We start from the raw sequence: 15388 nt of genomic DNA on the forward strand, positions 1-15388 counted from the left end.
AGATAAGGAAAGGAGTTTGATTATGACAACTACAACGCAAGTGAAAACCTATCTTAATTATATTAATGGGACATGGGTCGCATCTCTTTCAGACAATGTAGTGACAAGCATTAATCCTGCCAATAGAAACGAAATCGTAGGAAGAATCCAATCCTCAACTGAAGAGGATGTTGATAAAGCAGTATTCGCGGCAAAACAGGCGCAAAAAGCGTGGCAAAAGCTTTCTGGAGCCGAACGCGGCAATTACCTTTACAAAATTGCCGACCAACTTGAACGCCGTCTGGACGAAATTGCCGAATCGATGACACGGGAAATGGGGAAAACATTTCCAGAAGCTAAAGGTGAGACGATGCGCGGGATCGCGATTTTGCGCTACTATGCCGGTGAGGGAATGCGCAAAGTAGGAGACGTCATTCCGTCTACTGACAGTGAAGCCTTAATGTTTACGACACGCGTTCCGCTTGGAGTTGTCGGCGTTATTTCTCCGTGGAACTTTCCAGTAGCCATTCCAATTTGGAAAATGGCACCGGCGCTCATATACGGCAATACAGTCGTGATAAAACCGGCAATGGAGGCAACTGTTACAGCAGCTAAGGTTGTTGAGTGCATGGATAAGGCAGGCATTCCGGCTGGCGTCGTGAATATGGTGACTGGCGCAGGTTCTGTTGTAGGGGCGGCAATTGCCAACCATACAAATGTCAACGGTATTACGTTTACAGGTTCAAACGTAACCGGGAAACAGATTGGTCATGCTGCCCTAGCTAGAGGAGCGAAATATCAATTGGAGATGGGCGGGAAAAATCCAGTGATCATTGCAGCAGATAGCGACCTGGATTTGGCGGTAGAAGGAACGATAAGCGGCGGACTCCGGTCGACAGGGCAAAAATGCACGGCCACGAGCCGGGTATTTGTTCAGGCTGAGGTATATGATGCGTTTAAAGACAAATTACTTGAAAAAGTAAAAGAGATTACCATAGGAAACGGAATGGAGGAAGGCACGTGGATGGGCCCGTGTGCCAGTGAAAGTCAGATGAACACCGTTCTTTCCTATATAGAAAAAGGAAAAGCTGAAGGTGCAACATTGATATTCGGCGGTGGATATTGTGATGAAAAAGGCACCGAAGATGGTTTTTACGTTTCTCCGACAATATTTGAGAACGTCACAAACGATATGGTTATTGCTCAGGAAGAAATTTTTGGCCCAGTCCTTGCACTCATAAAAGTTAAAACAATTGAAGAAGCACTTACGCTTGCCAATGATGTAGAATTTGGGCTTAGTGCCTCCATTTATACAAAAGACATTGGTACAATGCTTTCGTTTATTAACGAAACGGATGCCGGACTTGTTCGAATAAATGCTGAAACAGCAGGTGTAGAATTGCAGGCACCGTTCGGAGGAATGAAACAATCCAGTTCTCACTCCCGAGAACAGGGACAAGCGGCAATCGAATTCTTTACCTCTATCAAAACTGTTTTTGTAAAAGCATAAACGGATTGGCTATATAAATCGTTCCCTAAAAGTTAGAAGGATTTTAGGGAACGGTTTTCATTTACGGGAGTCCAGTCACCACAATGTCTATTTAAGAGAATCTCAAAACCTCGTCTCCACGGACTCTCACTTGATTTTTGGTAAGCGCTTACAAAATTTACTGGAAGAATACCGCTTAGGGGAGGTTTAATAATGGGAAAACGAACGGGAAAAAGGACAAGAGTTCGCTGGAACATAGCTATTCTCATGTGGGCTGCTATTGCAATTAATTATTTGGATCGAACCGTTTTGTCAGCGACAACACCTGCTTTAATGGAGGAGTTTGGACTAGATGCAGCGCAAATGGGCATTATCATGTCAGCTTTCTTTTGGAGTTACGCGTTATTTCAGATTCCTGCAGGCTGGTTAGCCGACAAAGTTGGGCAGAGATTCTCGCTTGCTTTTTGTGTTGCCTGGTGGTCAATTGCCACTGCATTGACAGCTCTCAGCCAAGGTTTGAAATCTCTCCTAATCTTTCGTGTGCTGTTAGGAATAGGAGAGGCTGGCGCATACCCAAGTAACGCAGGTGTAACAGCGAAATGGTTTCCTGATAAAGAAAGGACCAGGGTTTCTGCAATTTTTGATAGTGGATCCAAAGTGGGGACAGCTTTAGCGATGCCGCTTGTTGTTTGGTTAATGACGATGTTTGGATGGAAAGTTCCGTTTATCGTTTCCGGCCTATTAGGATTGATCTGGGTAGTTATCTGGTGGGCCTATTACCGTGACCCGGAAAAGCATATGTATGTCAATCAAGATGAACTAACCTATATTCGGGACGGGCAGGTCAAAAAAGAAGGGCTTAATCAAACAAAGTCGATGAAATGGTACGAGCTACTAAAATACCGTAATATTCAAGCCATGTGTGTCGGCTTTTTCATGTTAAACTATGCGATTTACTTTTTTATTACATGGTTTCCGGCCTACCTCGTTCAAGAACGCGGCTTTGAATTGATGAAAATGGGCTGGGTCTCGATGATTCCCCCTTTAGTTGGATTAGTGGCTGAACTCATCGCGGGCTGGTTTTCCGACCACCTTTACTCAAAAGGCTATTCGTTAACCTTTGTACGTAAGTTGAGCCTTGTTGGAGGTATGTTGCTGGCAACGATGATTGCTTTTCCGGATTGGTTGATTCCGCAGTGCTTTCCATTGCTTTATTGTCTGTTTCTTATGCCGGTTTAACGACAGCTGCCTGTGCGATTTGGTCACTGCCGGGAGACGTCGCGCCGCCTAATATGACTTCAATAGCAGGAGGCCTTCAAAATTGCGTTTCGAACATAGGAGGGATTTTAGGGCCGATCGTGACCGGCTTCATCATCACTTCGACTCATTCGTTTATCCCGGCTCTTTTAGTATCTGGAGCTGTTACTTTGGCGGGTGCATTAACTTATCTTTTCTGGCTTGGAAAGGTAGAACCGATTATTCCTGGGGTGGACTCACCAAGCAGCCAGTTGAGTTTATAAAAAATGATTAATTATTCGGTCCGTATATGCAGAAATGTTCGAATTGCAATAATCAAGACGCTCTCACACCTTTTGGGTTGAGGGCTTTTTTATACTCGAAAACGCTTTCGACCGCCAATCACAGCCATCAGTCCCTTATCTATTTGTATTCCGGTCAAAATGGTCCAGTAGCAGGAATTCTGATAAAATGGAGACGTGGTACGAGGAATTACTTTTTTCTCGGGAGAGGTTTCATTCGTCCCTCAGTATAATGACCGTAATTTTCTACAAGCTTTTCAAAATGGAAATAGTCCTAAGAAAGCATCTGTCCGTGAGGAAAATGAGATTGATGCAATTACCGGTTAGTCGCTTCGTTTGTAATTATCATTAATCATATGTTCATTTTTTGCAATGATGAAGTGAACAAATTAATAATAAACCAAATTGCAAAAAGGAGTTCAAAATATATTCCGGCAGAGCACCTTCCAGAGCTTACAATGAGTGATTGGAAACAGGATTATCTATATTGATTACAAAGTCTTGGAATAGGTCTTATGATTACTCCGAAGCGTTAGCTGCACAATGTTTCCTTATATTCGCAGAAATAACAATCGGCAGGTTTATTACAGGATTGTTTATTTTCATAAGAACGATAGTAAAGCATGACAAATACTGTGACGGCGGTCTTTTAAAATCATTGTTTGGCAAACCTGCTGAAGGTGTTTGCACAAATCAACTTTCAATTCCGATTAGGAAGCTACAGAAAACGGAATGAATAATAAGTAAAGGTGGCAATGATTATGAGTGATAGCATCATACTGATAGACGAGTTCAATAATACCGAAATTGATAAAAATTTAGAATGGTATTCCCCGCCTAAAGAGTGGGAGCTTAATCCTGAACGCTCGAATTTAATGATTAAAACTGACAAGCAAACGGATTTTTGGCAAAAAACACATTATGGTTTTCAAGCTGATAATGGACATTTTTTGTACTATGAACTGCACGGAGACTTTAGATTAACTACTAAAGTAAAATCAAAACCAAAAAATAGATACGACCAAGCAGGTTTAATGGTACGATTTTCAAATAATACTTGGTTAAAGACTTCTGTTGAATATATACCTGACGGCCATAGTAAATTAGGTGTTGTCGTAACAAATCAAGGTTATTCTGATTGGTCTAGCCAGGAATTTTCAGAAGACGATACTTCACTTTTTTATCGAATTACAAGAAGAGAAAACAATTACTATGTTGATTATTCATTAGATGGTACTTCGTGGAGTCAAATAAGAATGACTCATCTAGTTGAAGAGACAGATAATATTAAAGTTGGCATCTATGCTTGTAGTCCGCAAGGAGAAGGCTGCGAAGCAGAGTTCGACTTTATAAAGATTGAAAATATAAATAATGATACAAAAGTTTATTAATGACTTATAGGTGCTTGACGTGTACTCACTCACTTTTGAAGGCTCACGGTGAAAAAAAGGAAGAAGCCCGGACCAAAGTCCGAGCTCTGTATCTAAAGTTTTCCCTTTTGTTTGATTAATGTTGTTAGTCTTCCAGTTTTCTATTTCTTATCCTTACCCGCTGATTTTCCCTTTTTAGCAGTAATCACTTGCTCTTCATCCGTTGAGACCTGCGCCGTTTTCACATATAACATATCTGTTTTAGCATCGTAGTACCAAACGTCGTTCCCTGTTTTAACCGCTTCTTTGGAAGCAGCTAGCTTTAGTTTTTTCTTGTTTCGTTTAACGGAGTCTACTCCTTTGTTCCCGGCGTTGGCTTTTATTTCGGCGGTCCATGTTCTTTTTTGAATACGGCCGTCAAAGCTTCCTTTCATCCCTGCAATTTGAAGTGAAGTAGTATCATCAGTAGATGCTGCGGTAATCTTTGTATCAGCCGATTGTCCGTTTTCATATTTATAGGTTTGGCCGTCGTCTTCATATAAGGTAAAGCTGGAAGCTGTACCATTTTGTTTTGGGTAGGCTTTCAGCGTTATTTCTGTTGAAGGTTTTTCGTTTGTATAATTTTGGACCTCACGCTGCGGAATTATCGCCCCTTCCTTCACAAATACAGGAATTGTAGACAAATCAGCCTCGTACTCAATGGTTTGTCCTCCAGCAAACGTTTTTTGGGTGCTCCAGTCATACCATGTACCTTTTGGAAGATAAATACTTCTCTTCGATATTCCTTCCAATGAAATCGGTGCCACTAGCATATTTGGACCAAACATCCATTGATCTTCTATTTCATATACGTTTGGATCCGTTGTGTAATCCATGACAAGTGGCCTCATTAAAGATCCATTTCCTTCAGTTATTTGCTTAGCTGCTGAATAAATGTAAGGCAGCAGTTTGTAACGCTGGTTGATAGCTTGTTTTACGATGCCTTCTGCTTCAGAACCATACGCCCATGGCTCTCTTGTATTTGTTGGATCACCACATTCGCAATTATGCGCACGGAAGATTGGCATAAATGAGCCCGCTTGCATCCAACGTGTATAAAGTTCTGCAGTCGGTTTGCCGTAAAATCCACCAATATCCGTTGTGAAATAAGGCATCCCTGACATAGAAGAGCTTAATCCCAATTGCATATTGTGCCTTAATGATTCCCAGCTTGCATCTACATCTCCGCTCCATACAGTCGTTCCGTATTCTTGAATTCCAGAAAATCCGGAACGAGACAAGCTCCATAAACGGTTATCACTGTAGCTTCTATGACCTTGATAGAACGACTTCGCTTCGTTTAGAGCATACACATTTCTTATTTCTGCAGCGCTTCCTTTTGTGAATTTGTGCCTTAACGAGTCCGTTCCAATCTCTGGTTCATTCAAATCAATCCAATATCCTTTCACACCGGAATCATGAAGGGCTTTAACCTGTGAATTGAACCAATCAACTGCATTTGGATTGGTGAAGTCTACTAAACCTGCTTTCCCATACCATGCATCATAAATCACTGTATTTCCTGAAGCATCCTTAACAAAATATCCATTCTTATCGCCTTCGTTAAAGTTGCTCGCTGTTACTTGAATGTACGGATCGACAATCGGTACCGTTTTGATTCCTTTCTTCGCTAACGCTTCCATGCTTTCTTTTGGATTAGCAAACGCTTCAGACCAAGTCATGTCAAAGTAGTGATTATCTTTGGCCCAATAAACATCGAGAATCATGCCATCTAAAGGAATTTGTTTTTGCCGGAATGTGTCAACAATCTTATTGACTTCTTGCCAGCTCTTATATCCATACTTTGATTGGATATAACCCATCGCCCATTGTGGCGGCAATGGAGCGGTACCCGTTAGATCCGCATAACTTTTCATGATATCAGTTAAAGTATTTTCCTTTTCACCCGCCATAAAGTAGTAAATCATTTCGCCGTTTGGTGAACTGAAAGAATACTTCCCGCTGTCAGTCGCACCCATATCGAACGTGACATTTTCGTAGGTGTTATCAAAATAAAGACCATAACCCTTCGTACTTGTTAAGAACGTACCAGAAATATCTGAAGTATTTCCGCCATATCCGCCCTTCATTCCGTTGTTCATCACGACCTTATGGCCTCTGCGGTCAAAGGATTGAGAGTCGCGATCCATACCCAGTCCAAAGAAATGCTCTTTTGGATCAAGATTCATGGCAGAATAAACGCCGGTATCTCCGTCATAACCTAAACCGTTTCCGTCGCTATGCTCCGTTAACATTTTCGTATTTGCTGCATTATAGTATCCTAGCTTAAATGGAGACTTATTAGCACGGAGACTCAATTTATCAGTTTGAATCAAGATGTAATCACCTTTATCAGCAACCTTTGGTACTACATCTGCTGCCTCCCCGTCGACAACAAAAGAATCTTTTTTCTTAAATGTTCCAGTCGGTTCCATCCATACTTTAGCCGTATCTTCTTGAACGAACTCGACTTTTATCTTTTCCTGGTTCTTAGAGTTCAAGACAATCGATTTCCCATCCTCAGAAACAGAATACGGTGCATACTCATCTAAACTTTCTATAAAAGAAACATTTTGATGCTCGGTTGGATCCTTCTGAATCATTTTGACATCATCGAGATCAAGAACACTTCCTGCCTGGCCATCTGCGATAACGCCAACCTTTACGACTTCACCGGCCATTAGCTGGATATTCGGGACTTTTACTTCTTTCCAATCACTGCTTGCTGGAATCGGAACTTCTTTTGTCCCTCCAGAATAAGTGACATAAAGCGATGCATTTTCAAAGTTTCCGGATTTCCGGGTATTAATTGATAATTGATAGTTTCCATCAACAGGGGCATTGCCAAATTGCCATATATCTGATGAGTAAGCTTCCTTACCAGCAATTCGTGCAAATGTCTTTTCGTCTGCTGATTGGGTGGACTGGTTGACCATATTGGTACGGCTCCAACCAGTGAATCCTTGCTCAAACCCTTTGTTATACAGTTGGACCTCTGCATCCTGCGGACCCTCAGAGTCTGCTGGTTGAAGCTTCACATTATCAAGCTGCAGGGAAGTATCTGCTTTAGGTGCTTCCATATAAAATTCTAGAGTCAATTCACCTTCCGTGACGTTAATCGTGTCCGTGCTAAAATTTTTATACTCGAACTCATCAGCGTTCCACTTCTGCTTTACAGGACCATCTGGATCCTTTAGATTTGGTTCAATCGTTACTTCAACATTCTCTTTACCAGGCTGAGATACAATCATTTTAGCAACCCCGCCTGAAAATGACGGATCCAAATGAGGCATTAATTTGGCCATCGCCGAAACCTTATACTCGCCATCCTTTAATCCAACAATCGTTTGTTTGGAAGAAACTTTTCCGCCTTCATTCGGAGAATACAAGTATTGCTTATATCCTTCATAAGCATCGTTTTTGTCGACACCATGCCAAACGGTTGTGCCAAAGGTATTGACTTTCCAACCAGTTTCATTGCCCATTTCAAAATCACCGTTAACGAGCTGGCCTGTACCGGTCCCGAATTGAATGGAGTCAATGAAAGTCGAACCTGTATCTTCACCTGTAAATTCTAGGGTGATTAAATTTACCCCCTTGTTCAGCTGTACAGATTTTTCGACAGTTCCCCATTTATCACCGGTACTCGGGAACGACACTTTCGTCGCTGCATCAATAACATTCATCTTCTTATCCTCTACAGAAAGAGATAAAGTACTAGCTTCTGTATTTTCATTTCCGTACTTTATTCCAAGCGGGAATTTCCCGGCTTCAGGCATATCAACGGCAATCGTTACTTTTGAACCTTTTTTGTCCAACCCTTTGAGATAGCCAAACCCATCGTATCCCATTTGTTCGTTATCAAAGATGGCTCCTCCTTGATATGAAGCAACTTCAGTTTGATATACTTTCTTATTGTTTTTCGGAATGAGCTTCAATACAGTCGAATCATGCGGATCGAGCATTTCAGAATACATCGTGCGGTAGCCGAGATCTTTATGCTCCCATAGGTTCCGGGTAAACGCTTCCTCCTTGATTCCAAGGTCTTTTTTGAAATCCATTGACAGCCCTTTGCTTGTATCACTGCGATTGGAGAGAGAAACGACCCAAGATCCATCTGGTAATTGGCCGGCCCATCGTTCACTGTCGCGACTTACATTGTTCTTATAATGTTTATTTGAATAAAAGATTGGTTTTCCTACAAAACCAAGTTTGTTCAATTCAATTAATTCAGGGTTTTGATAATATTTATAATTATCTCCAATGGTGTCATATTGATCAGCAATGGTAATGGGGGAGCCTGCCATGGTAAATAAAGAAATTGCTGTTTTCTTTTCGTCCTCGGCATAACGGCCTTTAAACGAATTTAATTTTAAGAAGTCACCGTCATTAACCATTGATCCTCGTCCTGAAATATCCGCAAATCCAGTAAAACCTTGGAACGGATTGGCCCATTGTGACCAGCTATTTGTCCACTCTTGCCTCCGTCCGCTGATATGCTCCCAACCGCCGCTGAAAGCATCCTCATCAATTCGAATCATATCTCCGTACTGTTGTTCATATTCAGAGTGGTTATTTAAGTCAGGCATAACCAAGCTAAGGAATATATCATTCTTTTCAGTGGATTCATTCATCCATTGTAGTGCTTTGCGATACTGTTCTCTTGTATGGCCTTTCCCGATTTGTCCCAACCCTTTATCGTAACCGCTTTCATACCAAGATAAAAAGTCTACACGTAAATACGAGGCTCCCTGCTCAGCAAAAAAATCCACATATCCTTTTAAAAATTTTTCGGCATCAGGATGGTCAACATTTAACCAATAAAGAGCTCTTTCTCCTCCTTGGCCGCCATCGAAGCGATCGCCTTGAAGTGTTTTTCCGTTGCCGAGGTCTTGCGGTTCTGTAATCACGAGATCAGCGACTGGTGTATCTGTACCTTTAACCTTGTATTTATCCGGATTTTTTACCACTTCCGGGCTGATCCAAAGCGGATTATAATAGATCCCAAATTTCATTCCTTTAGCTTTCACATATTCAGCCCAGTGCTTCCATGTATGTCCATCTGGATAACGTTCGTGCGGATAACTCTTCCAGTTGTCGTATACAATGGAAACATCGTCGATATCGATTCCAGCTTCACGTACTTGTTTTTCCGTAGGATCGACAATAAATTCAATTTTTAATTGGCCTGAAGTCACTTTAACAGTCTCTGCATATGATGCCCAGTTTTCTGATGTGACTGGCTTTTTTACAGTAGCTTCAGGGTTAGCCTTGTCGTATCCAGAAAGCTTCATTTCTAATGCTGCGCCTTTGTCGGCAACACCATTTTTTCCTTTCGCCTTGGAACTGATACGGTAGTTACCATCTGGTAAATCCTTTACCGTTTGAGAAATGATTTGTTTATTCGGATTTCCGCTGTAGGTCCATAACGACTTATCTCCTTCAGGATCATCATTTCGGCCGTGGGCAAAGTCACCTTCATATGTCCATCCTTCTGTTTCAGACTGCTCAAAGCCGCCATTTACCACGACATTTTCATCAGGAATTGAAGGTTGATCCTGATCTACAGCTGCAAAGGTGATATCATCAAGCTGAAAAGAAGCGTTTCCTCGTTTGGAATCAATGACAAATTCAACCGTCATATCTTCTCCAACCGATGCCACGTCGATTGTATAGTTTTTATAACTAGAGCTTAGCTCGATTGGTACCTTCTTTACTACTTTCCCATCCTGACTGATCTTCATTTCAACAAAACTTCCTATTGTCTCATCGGTAAATTGGTTTGAGCCGGAAAAATCACCTAAAGTTGCCCAAGCAGAAAGACGATAGGTTTTATTCTTCTCCAGCCCGGTCACAGTTTGACTCGCGGAACCATTAAAAGGTTCGTTTTTATAAAAATAAAACTTAAAGTTATTACGGGCACCAGATTTATCGACTCCAGAATCGGCGTTTCCTTTGATATTCCAACCTTCAGTAGTCGCGTATTCAAAGTCACCGTTAAATAATGTCCCTGGCTTAAGATATGGTTTATCGCGGCCATCCATATAAATCGGGTCACTCATCCATCGATCATTATGCGATACTACATAACCGTTTTCGTTTAATAACGTTGACCCTTCGATCCATCCATCAGTACTAATCATGTCGTAACCGTAAGAACGGAAATTTTTTGCCATCCAATCAACGTTATCTTTTAAACGATGTTCCGGCATGAATACATCTTTTCCAAATTGATGTTCATATGTAATCCAGTACATCGGCCCTGAACCTTGTCTAGTAAACTCACTATCTCTTGCAAACGCAGAACGAACTGTAAACGCAGAAAAAACCAATGAAATAATAAGCAATAGTTTCATGACTTTCTGAAAATAACTGTGTCTCCGCATGTTTTTCCTCCCCATTTTTTTGGTCCATAGAACATGGTGTAAGCGTTATCAAAATTGGTTGGAACAGTTACTTTATTCAGTGAATGAAGTAACTGCACAATATGAAACTTTATTATTTGTAAATTGGGACTTTAAATAGATTACTAACAACTAAGGCACACGCACCAATTAACCATACATCATCGCCTAGCTGCGAGGTGTGAAACTGAAGTTTGCGAGGATGTTTTACGAAAAAGTGGACAGCCAGCTCTTTTTGAATACCTTTTAGTAGAAAATCGCCTCCTCTCATTCCTTCCCCGCCTAAAATGACGGCTTCTGGATTAAATAGATGTATCATGCTCTTTATGCCTATTGCTAAGTTTTCTCCTTGCTTCTCCAACAATTCCTGTACATATGGGTCTCCTTTGTGCGCTGCCAAGAAGATATTCTCTGGTGTAATGGGAGTATCCGACGCTAATAATGTAGGAGTGCCAACCTGGACCATTCGTTTCACTTCATTTACAAGAAAAGCATCAGAAGCATATAGTTCTAAACAACCTCGCTGCCCGCAATAACAGATGCGGTCTCCCTTTTGAATCGTGATATGGCCTAACTCTCCGGCTCCGCCAAAGGCTCCGCGGAACAACATGTTATCAATGACAATTCCTGCTCCTACACCGGCACCTACTGTTATGCCAATGAAGTTTCTGTATTCTCTTCCTATGCCTATCCACTTTTCAGCAAGTGCGAATACATTTGCATCATTATCAATAATCAAAGGGACATTAAAGTGAGTGCCAATAGGCTTCAAATCCCCATGATCTACCTTTAATATGGGCGAATAGACAACTTCATTGCTTTCCCGGTCTGTTAACCCCGGTGTGGCAATGCCAACTCCCGCTAATTTGGAAGCGCATACATTATGCTCAATAAAATGCTCTAATTTTTCAATAATTAACGTTGATAATTGGTTCGATTCCTTGAGAGTATAAGAAAAATGAGCTTTATGTAAGATCTTGCCCTCCAAGTTAGATAGGCACATCTTCACTTGATTTGGCTCTATTTTCAAACCGGCAATAATTCCAAAATCTCCATTGAATTTTAACAATACAGGCTTCCTGCCTCCATTTGAATCTCCAGTTCCAATCTCGGAGACAAGGCCCGCCTTAATAAGTTCATCGATAATATTTGTAACTGTTGATAAACCCAGTCCGGTTTCCTTCGCTATTTCGGTGCGTGAAAGATTTCCTTGGAGGCGGACCATATTAATCACGATGGAGCGGTTCAGTTCTTTAATAAGATCCTTACTTCCGTTTCTGAGCAAGTTCATTCCCTACACTCTTCTTTCCTGCCATTTTTTCTTCATAAATTTAACATGATTGAATGAGTGATACAAGATAAATTTCAGAGAATTCAAAATACAGATCCTTTATCCCATGTTCAACGAATAAGCAGATGAAAATTTTTGTTTAAAAGGCTTTTGTCTTTTCCCTTTTTATGTACAGCATCGGTGCTGCAATAAAATAAAATGGGGCCGACAATCTGGTAGAAGATCGAGTCTGATTTATCACTATTATTCAGATATATCGGACCTAGCTTATGCATTTTCTGTTCAAAAGAGTTGCTGAAACCGGTTCAGTGCCAATTTCTCGAGCCCAAACGGATAGCTGTCCCACATGATGAATTTCGTGGGCGATTACATGCCTTAAAATAACTCCTTTTGCGAAGGTTTGATTCCACCAAGGTATGTACAAGTGGGCATCCGGATCCTTTAGAATATGCAGCACCGCTTCCCGCATTTCATCACGGTACATTTTAGAAAACTCAACGACCTTTTCAAGCTCCTGATAATCGTTATATTCTGGTTGGAAATCCTCTTTTTCTAAAATGGCATAAATCCAGCTTATTTCGACGTCGATAATATGGAACATTGTCTTTAAAATGCTTCCCACTCCGCCTGTTCTTTTTTTCATCAATTCTTCGGGTGAAAGCTTCTTGCACCATTCCAGCCACTCGTCTCGAACTTCCCAGTTGTATTCAAATAAAATTTTCATGAAAAAATCCCTCCTGTTTCTATATTTTTCGCTTTGTTCCTCCCATTTCCTCTTATTTAGCAAGCATGAATTGCTAATGGCGAGATCAAAATAAATGCTAAAGAAGGAGGCGATTCCAATGGAGGGCGTTTTGTCCTTTGCAGATAAAAAAAGAAAGAAGGACCGGCAATACGAGCAAAGTATGCTGCGCGAGCTTTCTCTTGAGAAAATTATCTCGTCTGTAGATCTCTGCTTTAGATCGATCTTTCATTTAGTGGAGGATTCCACATACATCAAAGATGGCTGCGTTGATTTTGCCATCGAAGCATTTTTGCTGGGTGCAAGCTTCGGTAAATTTGGCTACTATGGAGAGTCTGCACAAATGGCTGTGGTTCGTTCTGAGAAAGAGGAAAGAGAATTGCAGCATGACTTTTATGAATACATCTATCATTGGTCTGATGCTTTTCGCGTCTATCTAAATGAAGAATCCCTTTACATTGAGTGTGAGCAATTTATTAGGAGCTGGTGGATCGAAGGTTTTTCTGCCGGGAAAAAACGTCTGAAGCTTCGATTGCGCTAATCATATTTCCTTCCCTTGTCCCATAAGATGAAAGTAATGGACAGGCGGGGAGGGGTAGTATGAAAAAGAGGCTGAAATGGTTTGTTTTTTTAATCGGTTTTGTCGCGCTATTGTTTATATTTCAATATCAATTTACGAATGACTCGTCGTGGAAGCCGTGGAATCTACCGCTTTCAGGGAAAATCATATACTTGGATCCCGGGCATGGCGGACCTGACGGTGGTGCAAGCGGCAGTGATTTGCAAGAGAAGGACATCGCGCTTAATGTCAGTTTGAAGATTAAGGATTACCTTCAAGAGCAAGGGGCGTTAGTCTTGATGACGAGAGAGGACGACCGTGATCTTGCGCCTGCGGAGATGAAAGGCTATAGCAAACGAAAGGCAGAGGATTTAAGAAGCCGGGTAAAGATGATTAATGAATCGGAGGCGGACATGTACCTAAGTATCCATTTGAACGCAATTCCCTCTGCAAAATGGAGCGGTGCCCAAAGCTTCTATTATGGAAAGTATGAAGAGAATGAAAAGCTAGCCAAGTTTGTCCAGGATGAGCTGAGAAGAAATTTGGAAAATACAGATCGTAAAGCAAAGAGGATTCACGGCATTTACTTGATGCAAAATGTGAAAAAACCCGGGGCGCTTGTTGAAATTGGTTTTTTATCAAATCCGGGAGAAGCAAAGCAGCTTTCTCAGCCAAATTATCAAGACCAAATAGCGGCATCCATTTACGAAGGAATTCTTCGTTACTTAACGGAAAAAGGAGACCCTCCCGAATAAGGAGGGCTTTTTTACATAAAAAGCGCACCTCAAGCATTTAAATTGTCACAAACGATTTGCCAATTTATAGTAAGGTTAGATTCTTTTTAAACAAAGGGGAGATATTTTATGACTCATTATAAAAAGTTATTTGAACCTGCTAAAATAGGTGCTTTTGAATTAAAAACCAGAACAGCGATGGCTCCGATGACCCGCACTTTTGCTGATAATGAAACTGGCGTTATTGGAGATGATGTCGTGGAATATTACCGGAGGCGGGCTGCTGATGGAATTGGTTTAATTATCACCGAGGGAGTAGTCATCAGTAATCGTGCAAAGGGAACTCTGGGATTACCGGGTATCTATACAAATGAACAAATCCAAGCATGGAAGAAAGTTACGGAAGCCGTTCATAAGGAAGGCGGATCGATTGCAGCGCAAATCTGGCATGTCGGGCGGTTGTCTCATCCAGAATTGATTGGAGGAGAGTTGCCAGAAGCTCCATCTGCGATTGCTGCTGAAGGAACGGTTCCGCGTTTCCGAGAACCTTTCGCACAGCCCGAGGAAATGACGAAGGAAGACATCAAACGGGTGGTAGAGCAGTATGCACAGGCAGCTCGAAATGCTGTTGAGGCAGGTTTTGACGGAGTAGAAATTCACGGCGCCCACGGCTACTTAATTGACCAATTCAACAGTGACATTTCCAATAAACGAACGGATGAATACGGGGGAGACCTCACCCAGAGGTTAACCTTTATGAAAGAGGTTATTCGAGCGGTTATCGATGCAATAGGAGCTGACCGTACAATTATCCGTTTTTCAGCGCATAAAGTAGATGCACCCAATTACAGATGGGAAGACGCAGATGAAACGATTAAAATTTTTACTGATGCATTCAAGGAGGTAGGCATTCGAATTCTTCATCCTTCCGCTCAAGACGCTGATGAGCATTTTGCCGAAAATCAGACGTTATATGATTTAACCCGAAAATATTGGGATGGCCCGATTATTGGAGTTGGCCTGTTAACGCCGGAAAAGGCAGAGGCTTATCTTGAAAAAGGAATCATCGATGTTGCCGCATTCGGCCGCCCGTTAATTTCAAATCCTGATTATCTTCATAAATTGAAAAATGGGGAGCGGCTTGAAAATTTTGATCCGAAAAGGCATTTAATGAGTCTTGTTTAATCTGACTTAAAAATCCCTTCTGAAATTGGAAGGGATTTTTAAATAGAATGGGATGGTA

General features: G+C 41.4%; 10 protein-coding genes and 1 pseudogene. 8 read left to right on the forward strand and 3 right to left on the reverse strand.

Going from position 1 to position 15388, the window contains the following annotated elements:
• Window positions 1-22: 22 nt before the first annotated feature.
• The 5 genes and pseudogenes from gucD (at window position 23) to AM592_RS18835 (ending at window position 4397) form a co-directional block, all read left to right on the forward strand.
• Window positions 23-1489: an alpha-ketoglutaric semialdehyde dehydrogenase GucD gene (gene gucD / locus AM592_RS18820; protein WP_053605211.1), complete on the forward strand. Its 1467-nt coding sequence runs from the start codon at window positions 23-25 to the stop codon at window positions 1487-1489.
• Between the two features lie 192 nt (window positions 1490-1681).
• Window positions 1682-2707, forward strand: coding sequence for an MFS transporter (locus AM592_RS18825; protein WP_225970270.1), 1026 nt, complete (start codon window positions 1682-1684; stop codon window positions 2705-2707).
• Window positions 2665-2988, forward strand: a complete 324-nt coding sequence (locus AM592_RS24790) for an MFS transporter (protein WP_225970271.1) — start codon at window positions 2665-2667, stop codon at window positions 2986-2988. The genes AM592_RS18825 and AM592_RS24790 overlap by 43 nt, the downstream gene beginning before the upstream one ends.
• Before the next feature lie 107 nt (window positions 2989-3095).
• Window positions 3096-3497, forward strand: a pseudogene (locus tag AM592_RS24795) (ROK family transcriptional regulator); the annotation flags it as partial.
• 270 nt (window positions 3498-3767) lie between these two features.
• Complete coding sequence (locus tag AM592_RS18835; RefSeq protein ID WP_053605213.1) at window positions 3768-4397, forward strand: DUF1349 domain-containing protein; 630 nt, start codon at window positions 3768-3770, stop codon at window positions 4395-4397.
• Between the two features lie 140 nt (window positions 4398-4537).
• Here the strand turns inward: AM592_RS18835 and AM592_RS18840 are convergent, their stop codons facing one another.
• From AM592_RS18840 to AM592_RS18850, 3 genes are all read right to left on the reverse strand, one after another.
• A complete protein-coding gene (locus tag AM592_RS18840) occupies window positions 4538-10801 on the reverse strand; it encodes a TIM-barrel domain-containing protein (RefSeq protein WP_053605214.1) in 6264 nt (2087 codons plus the stop codon).
• A 112-nt stretch (window positions 10802-10913) separates the two neighbouring features.
• Entirely contained in the window at window positions 10914-12110 is a 1197-nt protein-coding gene (locus AM592_RS18845; RefSeq protein WP_053605215.1) for an ROK family transcriptional regulator, read from the reverse strand.
• A 262-nt stretch (window positions 12111-12372) separates the two neighbouring features.
• The gene (locus tag AM592_RS18850; protein ID WP_053605216.1) at window positions 12373-12834 is read right to left on the reverse strand and encodes a DinB family protein; all 462 of its coding nucleotides are present in this window, start codon (window positions 12832-12834) and stop codon (window positions 12373-12375) included.
• A gap of 118 nt (window positions 12835-12952) precedes the next feature.
• On the opposite strand from AM592_RS18850, the gene AM592_RS18855 reads away from it, so the two are divergent.
• From AM592_RS18855 to AM592_RS18865, 3 genes are all read left to right on the forward strand, one after another.
• Complete coding sequence (locus tag AM592_RS18855) at window positions 12953-13393, forward strand: DUF2521 family protein (RefSeq protein WP_053605217.1); 441 nt, start codon at window positions 12953-12955, stop codon at window positions 13391-13393.
• A gap of 59 nt (window positions 13394-13452) precedes the next feature.
• The gene (gene cwlD / locus AM592_RS18860) at window positions 13453-14166 is read left to right on the forward strand and encodes an N-acetylmuramoyl-L-alanine amidase CwlD (protein WP_053605218.1); all 714 of its coding nucleotides are present in this window, start codon (window positions 13453-13455) and stop codon (window positions 14164-14166) included.
• A gap of 108 nt (window positions 14167-14274) precedes the next feature.
• Complete coding sequence (locus tag AM592_RS18865) at window positions 14275-15330, forward strand: alkene reductase (RefSeq protein ID WP_053605219.1); 1056 nt, start codon at window positions 14275-14277, stop codon at window positions 15328-15330.
• Window positions 15331-15388: the final 58 nt, after the last annotated feature.

It is taken from the genome of Bacillus gobiensis, from assembly GCF_001278705.1.
GTDB lineage: Bacteria > Bacillota > Bacilli > Bacillales > Bacillaceae > Bacillus > Bacillus gobiensis.